Origin of the sequence: Streptomyces sp. GB4-14 (genome assembly GCF_022696125.1) — a bacterium.
In the GTDB taxonomy this organism is placed as follows: domain Bacteria; phylum Actinomycetota; class Actinomycetes; order Streptomycetales; family Streptomycetaceae; genus Streptomyces; species Streptomyces werraensis.
Map to the genome: position 1 here is coordinate 1 of NZ_RZHO01000002.1, position 14,172 is coordinate 14,172.

At 72.1% G+C, this 14,172-nt stretch carries 10 protein-coding genes and 1 pseudogene; 6 read left to right on the forward strand and 5 right to left on the reverse strand.

Going from position 1 to position 14,172, the window contains the following annotated elements; genetic code table 11:
- The 3 genes from ELQ39_RS01295 to ELQ39_RS01305 form a co-directional block, all read left to right on the forward strand.
- The coding region (locus ELQ39_RS01295; RefSeq protein ID WP_242590670.1) for a helicase associated domain-containing protein at positions 1-2,070 on the forward strand (2,070 nt) is incomplete at its 5' end.
- Positions 2,071-3,521: 1,451 nt separating this feature from the next.
- Positions 3,522-4,652, forward strand: a complete 1,131-nt coding sequence (locus tag ELQ39_RS01300; protein ID WP_242590671.1) for a hypothetical protein — start codon at positions 3,522-3,524, stop codon at positions 4,650-4,652.
- Between the two features lie 928 nt (positions 4,653-5,580).
- Entirely contained in the window at positions 5,581-6,897 is a 1,317-nt protein-coding gene (locus tag ELQ39_RS01305; protein ID WP_242590672.1) for an AAA family ATPase, read from the forward strand.
- A gap of 29 nt (positions 6,898-6,926) precedes the next feature.
- On the opposite strand, the pseudogene ELQ39_RS01310 reads toward ELQ39_RS01305, so the two are convergent.
- Together ELQ39_RS01310 and ELQ39_RS01315 are read right to left on the reverse strand one after the other, a co-directional pair.
- Positions 6,927-7,319, reverse strand: a pseudogene (locus ELQ39_RS01310) (MFS transporter); the annotation flags it as partial.
- A gap of 76 nt (positions 7,320-7,395) precedes the next feature.
- Positions 7,396-7,659 (reverse strand): monooxygenase family protein, encoded by a 264-nt coding sequence (locus ELQ39_RS01315; protein ID WP_242590673.1) that lies wholly within the window; start codon positions 7,657-7,659, stop codon positions 7,396-7,398.
- Positions 7,660-7,875: 216 nt separating this feature from the next.
- Here ELQ39_RS01315 and ELQ39_RS01320 point away from each other — a divergent pair, with 216 nt between their 5' ends.
- Positions 7,876-8,235 (forward strand): cytochrome P450, encoded by a 360-nt coding sequence (locus ELQ39_RS01320; protein WP_277994764.1) that lies wholly within the window; start codon positions 7,876-7,878, stop codon positions 8,233-8,235.
- A 273-nt stretch (positions 8,236-8,508) separates the two neighbouring features.
- Here the strand turns inward: ELQ39_RS01320 and ELQ39_RS01325 are convergent, their stop codons facing one another.
- Positions 8,509-9,105, reverse strand: coding sequence for a hypothetical protein (locus ELQ39_RS01325; protein WP_242590675.1), 597 nt, complete (start codon positions 9,103-9,105; stop codon positions 8,509-8,511).
- A 129-nt stretch (positions 9,106-9,234) separates the two neighbouring features.
- On the opposite strand from ELQ39_RS01325, the gene ELQ39_RS01330 reads away from it, so the two are divergent.
- Positions 9,235-9,729, forward strand: coding sequence for a hypothetical protein (locus ELQ39_RS01330; RefSeq protein WP_242590676.1), 495 nt, complete (start codon positions 9,235-9,237; stop codon positions 9,727-9,729).
- A 57-nt stretch (positions 9,730-9,786) separates the two neighbouring features.
- Here ELQ39_RS01330 and ELQ39_RS01335 read toward each other — a convergent pair whose 3' ends face one another.
- Positions 9,787-10,812: a 2-oxoacid:ferredoxin oxidoreductase subunit beta gene (locus ELQ39_RS01335; RefSeq protein ID WP_242590677.1), complete on the reverse strand. Its 1,026-nt coding sequence runs from the start codon at positions 10,810-10,812 to the stop codon at positions 9,787-9,789.
- On the reverse strand, positions 10,802-12,703 hold the full coding sequence (locus ELQ39_RS01340) for a 2-oxoacid:acceptor oxidoreductase subunit alpha (protein ID WP_443334323.1): 1,902 nt from the start codon (positions 12,701-12,703) through the stop codon (positions 10,802-10,804). Before ELQ39_RS01340 ends, ELQ39_RS01335 begins: the two co-directional genes overlap by 11 nt.
- A gap of 486 nt (positions 12,704-13,189) precedes the next feature.
- Here ELQ39_RS01340 and ELQ39_RS01345 point away from each other — a divergent pair, with 486 nt between their 5' ends.
- Positions 13,190-14,101, forward strand: coding sequence for an NAD-dependent epimerase/dehydratase family protein (locus ELQ39_RS01345; RefSeq protein ID WP_242590679.1), 912 nt, complete (start codon positions 13,190-13,192; stop codon positions 14,099-14,101).
- Positions 14,102-14,172: the final 71 nt, after the last annotated feature.

The window sequence follows — 14,172 nt, forward strand, 5'->3', positions numbered from 1 at the left end:
CACCAGCGGATCCCGGCGGACTTCCGGCTCTACCTGACCGCGACACCGCGCATCCTCGCCGCTCCCCGGCCGCAGAAGGGCGCGGAGAGCCAGGAGGCGGAGATCGCGTCCATGGCCGACGAACCGGAGGGCACGTACGGCGCGTGGATCGCCGAGCTCGGTCTGTCGGAGGCGATCGAGAGGGAGATCCTTGCCGGGTTCGAGATCGACGTGCTGGAGATCCGCGACCCCTCCCCCGTCCTCGGGGAGTCCGAGGAAGCCCGGCGCGGCCGGCGCCTGGCGCTCCTGCAGACCGCGCTCCTGGAGCACGCCGCCGCGTACAACCTCCGTACGGTCATGACCTTCCATCAGAAGGTTGAAGAAGCCGCCGCGTTCGCCGAGAAGCTGCCGGAGACTGCTGCCGAGCTGTACGCAGGTGACGCCTCGGACGAGGACCTGGCCAAGGCGGAGGAGCTGCCCGCGTCGTCGATCGGCGCGGGGTTCTACGAGCTCGAGGCCGGTCGTCACGTGCCCCCGGACCGGGTGTGGTCGGCGTGGCTGTGCGGCGACCACCTCGTCACCGAGCGACGCGAAGTGCTGAGGCAGTTCGCAGGCGGGATCGACGCAGCCGGGCGCCGGGTCCACCGCGCCTTCCTCGCCAGCGTTCGCGTGCTCGGGGAAGGCGTCGACATCACCGGCGAGCGGGGAGTCGAGGCCGTCTGCTTCGCCGACACCCGCGGCTCGCAGGTGGAGATCGTGCAGAACATCGGCCGCGCGCTGAGGCTCAACAAGGACGGCAGTACGAAGGTTGCGCGGATCATCGTGCCGGTGTTCCTGGAGCCCGGCGAGGACCCCACCGACATGGTCGCCAGCGCTTCGTTCCGCCCCCTTGTAGCGGTCCTCCAGGGCCTGCGCTCGCATGATGAACGACTCGTCGAGCAGTTGGCCTCCCGGGCGCTCACGAGCGGCAAGCGCAAGGTACACGTCCGGCGCGACGAAGAGGGGCGGATCATCGGGACCGGCGGCGACGGCGAGGACCAGGAGCAGGACGACACGCAGGCGGCCGCCGAAGCCGCCCTGCTGCACTTCTCCAGCCCGCGCGACGCGGCAACCATCGCGGCCTTCCTGCGCACCCGGGTATACCGGCCCGAGTCCCTGGTCTGGCTCGAGGGCTATCAGGCCCTGCTGCGGTGGCGCAGGGAGAACGAGATCACTGGTCTCTACGCCGTTCCGTATGACGTCGAGGTCGAGGTCGGGGCGACGAAGGCGTTTCCGCTTGGCCGATGGGTCCACCAGCAGCGCAAGGCGCTACGCGCCGGGGAGCTGGAGGAGCGGCGCAAGACCCTGCTGGACGCGCCGGAGGCCGGGATGGTGTGGGAGCCGGGCGAGGAGGCGTGGGAGGCCAAGCTCGCCGCGCTCAGGTCCTACCGGCGGGCGATCGGGCACCTCGCACCGCGGCAGGACGCGGTGTGGGGCGAGGGCGAGGCGATGGTGCCCATCGGGCAGCACATGGCCAACCTTCGGCGGAAGGGCGGTCTGGGCAAGGATCCGGAGCGGGCCGCCGTTCGCGCGCAGCAGCTGGCCGCGGTCGACGAGGACTGGAACTGCCCCTGGCCGCTGAACTGGCAACGCCACTACCGCCACCTCGCTTACCTAGCGGAAGGCGAGCCCGACGGCGTCCTGCCCGACATCGCACCCGGCGTACTCATGGACGGTGACGACATCGGACGATGGCTGAAGCGGCAGAAACAGCCGGGCACCTGGGCCCAGCTGTCGACCGAACAGCAGCAGCGGCTGACCCAGCTCGGCGTGCAGCGCGACCAGGCGCCTCCTCCCGCCCCGGCGGCCGCTCGTGCAGCGAAGGCCCAAGCGGCGTTCCAGCGGGGACTTGCGGCCCTCACACAGTGGGTGGAGAAGGAGGGTGACCGGCCGGTCCCGCGTGGCGCGGTCGTCGAGGTCGAGGTCGACGGCGAAATGGAACCGGTGCCTGTACGACTGGGTGTATGGATGTCGAACGCGAAATCCAGGAGAGACCGGCTTACGGCGGAGCAGCTCGACGCACTACGACACCTCGGCATGGAATGGGCGTGAGGCGTACCAAACGCGTACGAAATGCGTACCTTCCGCGTTCAGCGGGAGCAGGGCACCGGTTGGCGGTGAGTCGTGTCATCTCGCGCTGCGGCAGGGCTCAGGGGTGGGGTGATCGTTGGCGCGGCGCTGGGTGGAGGGGCTGTGGCGGTGACCGGCTACGCCGCCTGACGTGGGGGCTGTGCAAGCATGGCGGCGGCCTTGAGCTGGACCTCAAACGTTCAAACCCTGCCCCGCCCGTCCTCACCGCCCCGGCCGGACGAGAGGCAGCAAAGCTCAAGGGCAGTCCGCTTCCTCACATACCCGGCCTCTCAACGCGGCGGCCGCTGCAGACTCCCAGGTATCGCACCTTTCCGTGCCTGTCACATCTGCGGCAGCCGGGAGTAGCCCGCTCTCCAGGACTCGTGCCCGGATCACTGCGCTCTCCGGCACCCGTGAAGAACACCCCGTCCATGTCGCTGCCCGCCGGGAACCGGCAGCTGGCGTTCGCCCGATGGGGCCGGGCGTGCCCATTACCGGATGGGCCGGTAAGCCGTTTGATTCTGTATGCAGGAGGCTGGGTGGGACGGGGCGGGGCCTGCCGGCCGGAAGCTGGCGCCGAGGTGCTCTTCGAGGGCTGTCCGCCGCTGAAGCCGTTCCCGGTCCGCGCGGGTAAGCGGCCGGCACCGGGATGGTGGTGGTCGGCCACTGCAGGACGGCTGGTGCACTACGGGCCGGCAGCGATGCGACTGCACGTGATGCTCCTCGACCGCGACCCGCGTGTCAGCAGTCTGGCCGCCCGGCCTGCCGGCTGAGGGCCAGGGAGTGCTCGCCGACTGCACAGCAAGGCAAGAGCTCTCTCGGGGCCGGCGGTCTGTTGCTGCGGTGGTCGCAGAGATCTGTACGGCGGCGGGCTTGCGGTAGTGGATGCTCGGGCCTGTCGATCCGGTCTACCGGCGCAATGTGACCTGGCTGGCCGGATACCGGCACCCCCGGCACCACGGTGGCGGGTTGCTGGCTGACGCGCTGCAGGAGGCGTTCGCCGAGCCGGCGCCGCTGCGGGAGGGCGTACGCACGTTTCGGGGATCCGCTGCTGGTGCTTCCCGCGCTGTTCCATGCCCTGCGGGCGGGACGGCCGGCGGCGGACCTGGGGGCAGCGATGCAGGAGCGGATGCCGGTGTGGGCCCCGGCGGCAGAGTGAGGGCGGGCAGCGGGATGCCGGGCAGGCCGGTGGTGGAACTGGGATGCCAGGTGTGGTCCGGGGGGCGTACCTGGACGGTGGCGGCCCTTGCTGACGGGCAGGTACGGCTGGTCGCCGAGGACGGTGCGGTAGCGGCGGTTTTGCTGTCGCTGCCGTTCGCCGATGCGGGATTCGACGTCCTGGACGCGCCGGGGGTGTCCGGGGTGCCGCCGCTGGGCTTGCTGCAGTCGTTGCCCGAGGCGGTGCGCGAGCGGGCCCTGGCGTGGGAACGGCCGTGTGCGGGAGGTGGAGACGGGGCAGCCGGGCGGGCCCGGCGGGCGCGGGTCCGCGGGGTGCGGAGTACGGCCCGCAGACGCGGACGCCGGCGCAGCGGGAGGAGGCGAAGGCGGCGGAGCTGTCGGCGGCCGGGATGCCCACCGGCGCGGTGACGGTGCGGCGGATGCGCGCCCGCTGCCGGCAGGACGGGGTGCGGGGGCTGGTGGACCACCGTGCCACCCGCCCGCGGACGGCGCTGGGGCGTGCAAACGAGCGGGTGGTGGCCGCGCGGGAGGTGCTGGAGGCGGGGCGGGAGCGTTCCAGCGGGACACTGGGACGGCTGCGGGTGCACACCGAGCGGCTGCTGGCCGAGCAGTACGGGCAGGGGGTGGTGCCATTGCCCTCGAGTGCGACGTTCAACCGGCTCGCGCACGCCCTCGCCGACGGGCGCGGGCTGCTGGACAGTGCGCGGCAGCGCCGCTGGCGCTCAGCGAGGCCGGCTCCCCCGTTCGTCCCGACGACGGTGATGGCACCGGGTGAGCTGGTGATGACGGACAGCACCGTGCTGGACGCCTTCGTGGTCCTCGACGACGGTGTGGTGGAACGGCCCGAGCTGACCATCGCGCTCGATGTCGCCACCCGGACCACCGCGCGGCCGTGCTGCGCGCGAAAGGAGGCCCGCAGCGTCGACGCGGCGCAGCTGCCGGCACAGATGACGGTCCCGGCGCCCATGAGGCCAGGCTGGGCCGAGGCGCTGGCGATGGAAACACCCGGTGGTGCCGTACGAGCGGCTGCTGAGCGTGGATGCCCGCTGGAAGGCGCAGCGGCGCGGCCGGTGATCACCCCGCAGACCATCCTCGTCGGCCAGGGCAAGGTGTTCATCTCGTCCTCGTTCATCGCCGCCTGCGAGTCGCTGGGCATGTGCGTGCAGCCCGCACCGCCGGGCAACGGGCCGGCCAAGGAGCACGTAGAGCGCACCTTCTCCTCGATCAACACACTGTTCGTGCAGCACGTGGCCGCCTGCACGGGCTCGCACACCGGCGAGCGCGGGAAAGACGCCGAAGGAGAGGCGGTGCGGACGCCGGCCCGGCTGGACCGGCACCCGATGACGCCCCTGTGCGCTGTCGCCGAAAGATGGGGGCGGCGCTGATCGCCGTGTGCGGGTACGTCCCGGTGCCACTGGGCCGTGAGGACTTTCATCGAGCTCATGCCCGTCAAGCGGCAACAGATCAACGATTACGGCATCCGCATCGACCACCGCACCTACGACCACAAGGTCCCCAAGCCCCTACCGCGGCGAGCATTCGCCGACGGCGGACGGCCTGTGGGAGATCCACTGCAACCCGCACGGTCCCGGCCGGATCCGGGTACGGCTGCCGAAGCCTGACCAGCCGCGCGGGTACGGGTGGGAAGCGGTGCCGTGGATCCGCCACACCCTGGATCAGCGCCCCGTTCACCGACTTCACCCGGCAGCACATCAAGCGCACCGTCGCCCGGCGCGCAGACCGCGTGAGCCACGAACACGACCTGGCGTTCGCCCTGCGCGAGCCACGAACACGACCTGGCGTTCGCCCTGCGCGAGCTGCTGGAACGCGGTGCCGCCGGACAGGGCACCCGGCGGGAAAAGGGGTCGTCGCCGCCCGCGCCCGCACCGCCGCAACCGAGGGTGCGATGTGGGGGGTCCTGTACGGCCAGCAGCCGGAGGCGGAAGCCGATGAGCCTGGTGAGGACGTCTTCGGACGACAGCGAGGACGACGAGGAGCCCTTGACCGACGACGGCGCCCTGAGCATCTGGCCGGCTGAACACGCACCACAGAGTGACTCCCCAACCGGCGCGGCAAACCGGCCCGCCTGCGCCAAGACGTCCCCAGGTCACGGTCCACGACCCCTTTCGAGGAGTCCCCGCCAGGGTGAGCCCGGTCTCCACCGGTACCGTCGGCTTCACCCCGCTGACCCTGGCGACCGGATGGCAGGGATGGGACGCTTCGTCCACCGAGCCCCGGCGTCCGCGCGTGACGTCACCGACGGCGCCTGGTCCCAGGCGGAGCGCGAGGACCACCACTCCGCCACTCGCCGTCATGCGCACCCCGGCCATGGACAGCGTGTTCACCGCCCTACGCAGGCTGCTGCTCAACCGCCGCCGGCAGGCCGGCGCCCGCCGCGGCCTGATCATCCCCGGCCCGGCCACGACGGGTAAGACCACCACGATGATGGCGCTCGGGCGTTCCTTCCAGCCGGCCGACGCCCGCCGGCACCCCGGCCAGGACGGCAGAAGACCGGTGCTGTTCATCAGCGTGCCGCCGGCCGCCACCCCCAAGATGCTCGTCAGCGCATTCGCCCGGTTCCTCGGCATGCCCCTCACCGACCGCCTCAACCAGACCCAGATCACCAGCGCCGTATGCGACACGGTGTGCGAACTGGGCACCCAGCTGGTCCTCATCGATGATGTCCACCTCCTGGACACCCAGCGGCGCGCCGGCGCGGAAACCTCCGACCAGCTGAAGCACCTCGGCGAAACGCATCCCGGCCACCTTCGTGTACTCCGCGATTCGACGTCGAGACCTCCTCACTGCTCAGCGGGGTGCGCGGAGCGCAGGTCGCCGGCCGATTCAAGATCTTCCGCCACCGCCCACTGGCGTATGCCACCGAGCAGGACCGAGCGGTCTGGAACGACCTCGTACAAGGCCATGGAAGACCTGCTGAGGCTGCGCGCACACCGGCCCGGAGCCCTGGTCAAGCACGCCGCCTACCTCCACGCCCGCACCGCAGGGCGGATCGGCAGCCTCTCCCACCTCATCCGCGAAGCCGCCCTGGTGGCCATCGTGGAAGGCGCCGAACGGATCACCAAGCAGCTGCTGAGCGAGGCCGAACTCGACGCGGCAGCCGAAGCCCAGGCCCGGCCGGCCCGTCCCCGCACGACCGCAGCAGAGGCATCCGGCGTGACCCAGCAGCTCAGCACGACCGCGACCCGCCGTACGCCCGCAAGCGGGCGTACGGGAGGCAAGCCGGCGGCGTCCTGTGGCATCGTGCCTGCCATGGGCTGCGGCGCGGCAGGACGGGTGGCTCCGCTGCCGGGAGAGCTGACCCTGTCGTTCCTGACCAGGCTTGCCGCCCGCCACCACCTCACCATCCGCGGCCTGCTCGCCGCTGTCACCGACGTCGGCGGCCAGCAGAACCTCACCGGCGTGCTGTACCCGGACAGCGCGATCCACCTCAACGCCCAGGCACGCGTCCGTGTAGCCACCCTGTGCCGTGTTCCACCACGGGTGCTCGAGCAGGCCCTGCCCGCATGGAGGCAGGAAGAACCGTGCGGCAAGTACGGGGCCGGGCCGGCGGGGAGGCTGATGCGTGGCGAGGAGGCCGTCGCTGCCTGGGGGCCAGCCTGCCCCGCATGAGCGGCCCGAGGGCCAGCCAGCCCGAGGCCGGAGACCGACACCCACACCGAGATCCTGTGTCCGCGTTCCCGCGGGTCGGTGAAAGACGTGGTGATCAGGGCGAGGGAGGTGGGCAGGACCAGGGCCCCGCCGACGCCGCTGAGCGCCCGGCCGGCCAGGACCTGCGCAAAGCCGTCGCTCACGGCCACGGCCAGGGAGCCGGCGGCGAGCGCGGCGACGCCCAGGAGGAACACGCGGCGTCTGCCGTAGCGTTCGCCGAAGGCTCCGCCGGAGAGCACCCCGGCGGCCACCACCAGGGTGTAGGTGCTGGAGACCCAGCTGAGGTCGGCCGGCGCCACGCCGAGGTCGACCTGCATGGCGCGCAGGGTGGAGATGGCCGCGGTGACCTCGATGAAGGACATGAACAGGCCGAGGAGCAGCAGCCGGGGGCGGGCGGGGGTGCGGCGCCGGCCAGGGCGCCCCCCCGGGCGGTGGCCGCCGGGGGGCTGGGGGTGGTGGTCACGGCCTTTCTCCTCTCAGGCGGCGGCCCGGCCCTGCGGGGGCCGGGCCGCCACGACCAGGCCGTCGCCGCCCCGGTGGGGCGTGCTCGGTCGCCTTGGCCATGCCGAACAGCGGCATGCTCCGGTAGATGACGTGCATGCGGTCGGGACGGGACACGCAGGCCTCGTGCCAGACACCCACGTTGCCGCTGTCGCCGACGCTGCGGTTGAAGTCCCGCCAGCCCGGCACGAGTTCAGCCTGGGCGGGGCTGGCGTAGGCCATCAGGTCGTCGAGGCCTGCCGGACGGGTTCGCCCGGCACGTGGCGAAGGCGCCGGACGCCTGCGTGGACCGCGAGGTCGTGCTCAACTCGCTGCGGGTGGTGCTGCAGGCCGGCTTCCAGACGGCCAGCCGGTTCCTCGCCACCGGACTGCTGACCCTGCTGCGCGTCCCGCCGGGCGAGCGCGTCGTGGTGGACACCGACAAGGGCCGTCCACGAACTGGTCCGCCACTGCGGCCCCGTGCACGTGGAGAGCCGCGCCTGCGTCCGCGACACCGTGCTGGGCGGGCGGCGCATCCGCCGGGGCCAGATCGTCTCCTGCTTCCTCGGCGCCGCCGACCGGGACGCCTCCGTCTTCCCCGAGCCCGACAGGCTCGTGTGGGACCGCACACCCAACCGCCATCCGGGCTTCGGCCGGGGCCCGCACGCCTGCCTCGGCGCCCAGGTCGCCGTGGAGGTCGCCCGCCACGTCCTCGGCACCATCGGCCGCCGGTTCCCCCAGGCCCGGCCGGCGGCCGAGCCGGTGCCGCGGCCCGACGTGACCGAACACGGGATGTACTCCCTGCGAGTTTCGTCCTGAACGCGCCCCCGCAGGCGCCGCCGGAACGAGCCCCCTGCCGCCGAGACCTCCGGGAGGTGACAGCGATGCGTCACGTCCACTGAATCCCCCGCCACGCGGGACGAGTCCCCCACACGCGGGACTGAGCCGAGCACCTGGCCCGCCGGGTACGGGACGCCCCGTACCCGGCGGGCCCGTGGCGCCGGCGGACCGGCACGGCGCACGAGCGAGGAGACCACCTGTGGGACGGACCGGAGCACAACCGGCGCCTGCCCCCGCGGCCGCGGCGCCCGGCTACCGGGCGGTGCTGCGGGCCCCGGGCACGCGGGCCGTGTTCGCCGCCCACACTGTCTCGACGGCCGGGAAACTGGCCGCCGAGGCGCCGCCCACGCCGTCTCGACGGCCGGGAAGCTGGCCGCCGAGGTGGCCCCGTCGATCCTCGTCCACCAGCGCACCGGCTCCCCGCTGCTGTCGTCGCTCGTGCTGGTCTGCGCCTTCGCGCCGCACGCCGTCGGCGGCACCGCCCTGTCCGCGCTCGCCGACCGCTTCCCGCCCCGCCGGGTCCTGGCCGGCTGCGACCTGCTCGCCGCCGCCTGCGTCGCCGCCATGCTCCTGCCCGGCCTGCCCGTGGCCGCGCTGCTGCTCCTGCTGCTGTGCACCGGCTTCGTCGCACCCGTCACGCAGGGGCGCCCGCACCGCGAGCCTGACCCAGCTGCCGGACGACGACCTGTTCCCGGTCGGCCGCTCACTGCTGCGGACCGTCGGCCAGACCGCCGTCGTCGCCGGATTCGCCCTGGGCAGCGTCCTGGTCGCCGCGGTCGGACCGTACCGGATGCTCGCCGCCGACGCCGCGAGCCTGCTGGTGTCCGCCGCCCTGGCCGGCCCGTGCACACCCGCGACACCCGCGCTCGCCCCGGACGGCCGCCGCTCCCCCGCCGGAGTCCTCGCGGACTCCGCCGACGGCCTGCGGCGCCTGTTCGCCGACCGCAAGGTCCGCCCGCTCGTCCTGCTGACTGGGCCGTGCCCGGGTTCTCCGCGGTGGGCGACGGCCCGGCCGTCGCCTACACCGCCCAGGCCGGCGCCCCCGCCACCGCCGCGGGCGCCCTCTTCACCGGATACGCGGCCGGCACGGTGCTCGGCGAGACGGCGGTGGCCCGGCTCTCACCGGCACGCCGGCGGCGGCTGGTCGTCCCCCTGCTGGTGTGCTCCCAGGCCCCGCCGGCCGCGTTCCTCCTGGGACCGCCCGTACCGGCCGCGGTGGCGCTGCTGGCCCTCTCCGGGGCCGGCTTCGCCTGCAACCAGGGAATCGACCCGCTGATCCCGGCGGCGACCGAACCCGCCTACCGCGGACACCTGTTCACCGTGCAGACCAGCGGGATGACGACGGCGCAGGGCGTGGCGACCGCACTGTCCGGCGCGGCCGGCACGGTGGCCGCACCCGGACTGGTCATCGGGGTGTCGGAAGTGGTGGGGACGGGCGTGGTGGTCGGGCTGTTCCTGCGGGGACGGGACTGACAGCCGCCCCCCCCGCCCCCGCAGGTCTCGGATGCCGGGGCCCTCCCGTGTCGGTGTTCAGCCGGCGACGGTCCAGGTGTCGCCGCCGGCGAGGAGTGCGGCGAGGTCGCCCTTGCCGTGCCGGTCGACGGCGGTGTCGAGCTGGTCGGCCATGAGGGTGTCGTAGACCGGCCGGCCGACGGAGCGGAACACCCCGATGGGGGTGTGGTGCAGGGTGTCGGGGTCGGCGAGCCGGGACAGCGCGAACGCGGTCGTCGGGGAGGCGTTGTGGGCGTCGTGGACGAGGATGTCCGCCTCGTTCTCCGGGGTGACGGCGACGACCTTCAGGTCACCGGTTGCCGGGTCGCGGACGACGCCCTTGCCGCCGTCGGCGCCGAAGCGGATCGGCCGGCCGTGTTCGAGGCGGATGACGGCTTCTTCGGCCTGCCGGCGGTCCTTGAGGACGTCGAAGGCGCCGTCGTTGAAGATGTTGCAGTTCTGGTAGATCTCCACCAGCGCCGTGCCGGGGTGGCCGGCGGCCTGGCGCAGCACCTCGGTGAGGTGTTTGCGGTCGGAGTCGACGGTGCGGGCGACGAAGGACGCCTCCGCGCCGATCGCCAGCGAGACGGGGTTGAAGGGCGCGTCGAGGGAGCCCATCGGGGTCGACTTGGTGATCTTGCCGACCTCGGAGGTGGGGCTGTACTGGCCCTTGGTGAGGCCGTAGATGCGGTTGTTGAACAGCAGGATCTTGAGGTTGACGTTGCGGCGCAGGGCGTGGATGAGGTGGTTGCCGCCGATGGACAGCGCGTCGCCGTCGCCGGTGACGACCCACACGGACAGGTCGCGCCTGCTCGTGGCGAGTCCGGTGGCGATGGCGGGGGCGCGGCCGTGGATGGAGTGCATCCCGTAGGTGTTCATGTAGTACGGGAAACGGGAGGAACAGCCGATGCCGGAGACGAACACGATGTTCTCCCGGGCCAGGCCCAGCTCCGGCATGAAGCCCTGCACGGCGGCCAGCACGGCGTAGTCACCGCAGCCCGGGCACCAGCGCACCTCCTGATCGGACTTGAAGTCCTTGGCGGACAGGCGCAGTTCAGTTCTCATCGAGGATCTCCCGCAGTGCGTCGGCGAGCTGCTCCGCCTTGAACGGCATGCCGTTGACCTGGTGGTGGGAACGGACGTCGACCAGGTACTTCGCCCTGATGAGTGTGGCGAGCTGCCCGAGGTTCATCTCGGGGATCACCACCTTGTCGTATCTGCGCAGGATGTCGCCGAGGTTGGGCGGGAAGGGGTTGAGGTGGCGCAGATGGGCCTGCGCCACGGCTTGTCCGGCCCGGCGCAGGCGCCGTACCGCCGCGGTGATCGGCCCGTAGGTGGAGCCCCAGCCCAGCACCAGCAGACGGGCGGCGCCGTCGGGGTCGTCGACCTGAAGGCGGGGGACGTCGATGCCGTCGACCTTGGCCTGCCGGGTGCGGACCATGAAGTCGTGGTTGGCCGGGTCGTAGGAGATGTTCCCGGTGCCGTCCTGCTTCTCGATCCCGCCGATGCGGTGCTCGAGACCCGGCGTGCCCGGGATCGCCCACGGACGGGCCAGGGTGTGCGGGTCGCGCTTGTAGGGCCAGAACACCTCCGTGCCCTCGGCCGTGGTGTGGTTGGGGCCCCGCGCGAACTGCACCGCCAGATCCGGCAGCTCCTCAAGCTCCGGGATCCGCCACGGCTCGCTGCCGTTGGCCAGATACCCGTCGGAGAGCAGGAACACCGGGGTGCGGTAGGCCAGCGCGATCCGCGCCGCCTCCAGGGCGGCGTCGAAACAGTCCGCCGGCGTCCTCGGCGCCACCACCGGCACCGGCGCCTCACCGTTGCGGCCGTACATCGCCTGCAGCAGATCCGCCTGCTCCGTCTTCGTCGGCAGCCCCGTCGACGGCCCCCCACGCTGGATGTCCACGATCAGCAGCGGCAGCTCCAGCGACACCGCCAGCCCGATCGTCTCGCTCTTGAGCGCCACCCCCGGCCCGGAGGTGGTGGTCACCGCCAGCGAACCGCCGAACGCCGCCCCCAGCGCCGCCCCGATCCCGGCGATCTCGTCCTCCGCCTGGAACGTGCGCACACCGAAATTCTTGTGCCTGCTCAGCTCGTGCAGGATGTCCGAGGCCGGAGTGATCGGGTACGAGCCCAGGAACAGCGGCAGATCCGCCTGACGCGAAGCCGCGATCAGCCCGTAGGACAGGGCCAGGTTCCCGGAGATGTTGCGGTAGGTGCCCGGCGGGAACGCCGCCGCCGCCGGCGCCACCTCGTAGGAGACCGCGAAGTCCTCCGTGGTCTCCCCGAAGTTCCAGCCCGCACGGAACGCCGCGATGTTCGCCGCCGCGATGTCCGGCTTCCTCGCGAACTTCGACCGCAGGAACGCCTCCGTCCCCTCCGTCGGCCGGTGATACATCCACGACAGAAGACCCAGCGCGAACATGTTCTTGCTGCGCTCGGCCTCCTTGCGGGTGAGGTCGAACTCCCTGAGCGCCTCCACCGTCAGCGTGGTGAGCGGCACCGGGTGCAGGTGGTAGCCGTCCAGCGAACCGTCCTCCAGCGGGCTGGCGTCGTAGCCGACCTTCGCCATCGCCCGCCTGGTGAACTCGTCGGTGTTGACGATGATCTCCGCCCCGCGCGGCAGATCCCCGATGTTCGCCTTCAGCGCCGCCGGGTTCATCGCCACCAGCACGTTCGGCGCGTCACCCGGGGTGAGGATGTCGTGATCGGCGAAGTGCAGCTGGAACGACGACACACCCGGCAGCGTGCCGGCCGGGGCACGGATCTCGGCAGGGAAGTTCGGCAGCGTGGACAGATCGTTGCCGAAGGACGCGGTCTCCGAGGTGAAACGGTCACCGGTGAGCTGCATCCCGTCACCCGAGTCCCCCGCGAACCTGATCACCACCCGGTCGAGCCGGCGGACTTCCTTGTCACACTCCCCTGTCACGTCAGGGACAATGATTTCCACAGACATACGTGTGTCGGCTCCTGTCGATGCTGGTCCGCGAGTGCAGACAGCCACGTCGGCGGACACGCGGTGCGGTGCGAGGTCGTTCACCCTGCCGGGAAGCTACGCGCCGCTGATGGAGAAGCACTCGTGCGGCCGCCCGGTACGGGCTCGAGCCAGGGCTCTCCAACGCCCCGCGAGCACCGGCCCCAGGGACGGACCGGGACGCTCGAGGTGGTGGAACTCCGGAACGGAAAGGCGTGAGTCCTCGCGAGGCCACCGAACCACCCACCGGCACCCCAACCCCCCCACCCCCCAAGGGCGCCCACGGCCCCCCCCCTCCCCCCGGCCACCCAACCGCCTCGGCCACCCCACCGACATCGTCACCTTCCTGGCCACCGACCACACACACTGGATCACCGGCCACATCCCCAACGCAAGCGACGGCACCCACCCCTACCCCCCGGCCCACCCCCCGGCACACCCCGACCTCCACGACGAGGAAGGCCCGCCATGACTGCGCCCCCGCACCCAGACAACTCCCCCGCCCGCGACAACACCCCGGGCACCGTCCTCGTCGTGGGCGGCACCGGATTCATCGGCAGAGCCGTCCTCACCGCACTCACCCGCCACCACAGCCCGCACAGCGGCACACCCACACTCCTCGCCGTGTGCCGCACACCACCCCGCACCGGCCTCCCAGGCGTGCGCTACACAGCCCGCGACCTCACCGACCCCGCCACACTCCGCGGCATCTGCTCCACCACCGTCGTCCACGCCGCCAGCTACGTGGGCCCCGACCCCCGCCAGTGCCACCGCATCAACCACACCGGCACACGCGCCCTCCTCGACGAAGCCCAACGGCACAACGTCAAGAGCTTCCTCTACATCGGCACCACCGCGGTCTACGGCCACGGCCCCCACCACGGCCCCCGCGAGGACCGGCTCACCCCTGCACCCGCCTCCCCCGCCAGCGCCTCACGCCTCCTCGCCGAGCAGGACGCCCGCGCAGCCGGCGCCACCATCCTGCGCCCACCACTCGTCTACGGCACCGGAGACCGCTGGTTCATCCCCACCCCCACCACATCCAGCCACCCCAGCACCACCTACCACGCCGCCGACCCCCAGCCTCTGCCCTGGGACGACCTGCTGGCCCGGTTACGCACCCTGCTCCGCCTGCCGCAGGCGCCGCCGATCCCCCTCTGCGAACACCGCTCACTCGTCAGGCGTTCACTGCCCCGCCTGACCGACCACCAGTACGCACTCCTCACCCAGGAACACTGGTACACCACCCAAAACATCTGGCACACCACACGCCTCCCACCCGGCCCCGGATTCCATCAACGCCTCACCACTAGCACCAGCACCAGCACCAGCACCAGCACCACCTGGTACACACAACACCTCGCCCAAACCCCCCACTAACCCACCACCCACCACAACCCACACCCCCAAACTCAAAACGACGCACACCCCACCACCCACCCGCCAACGCA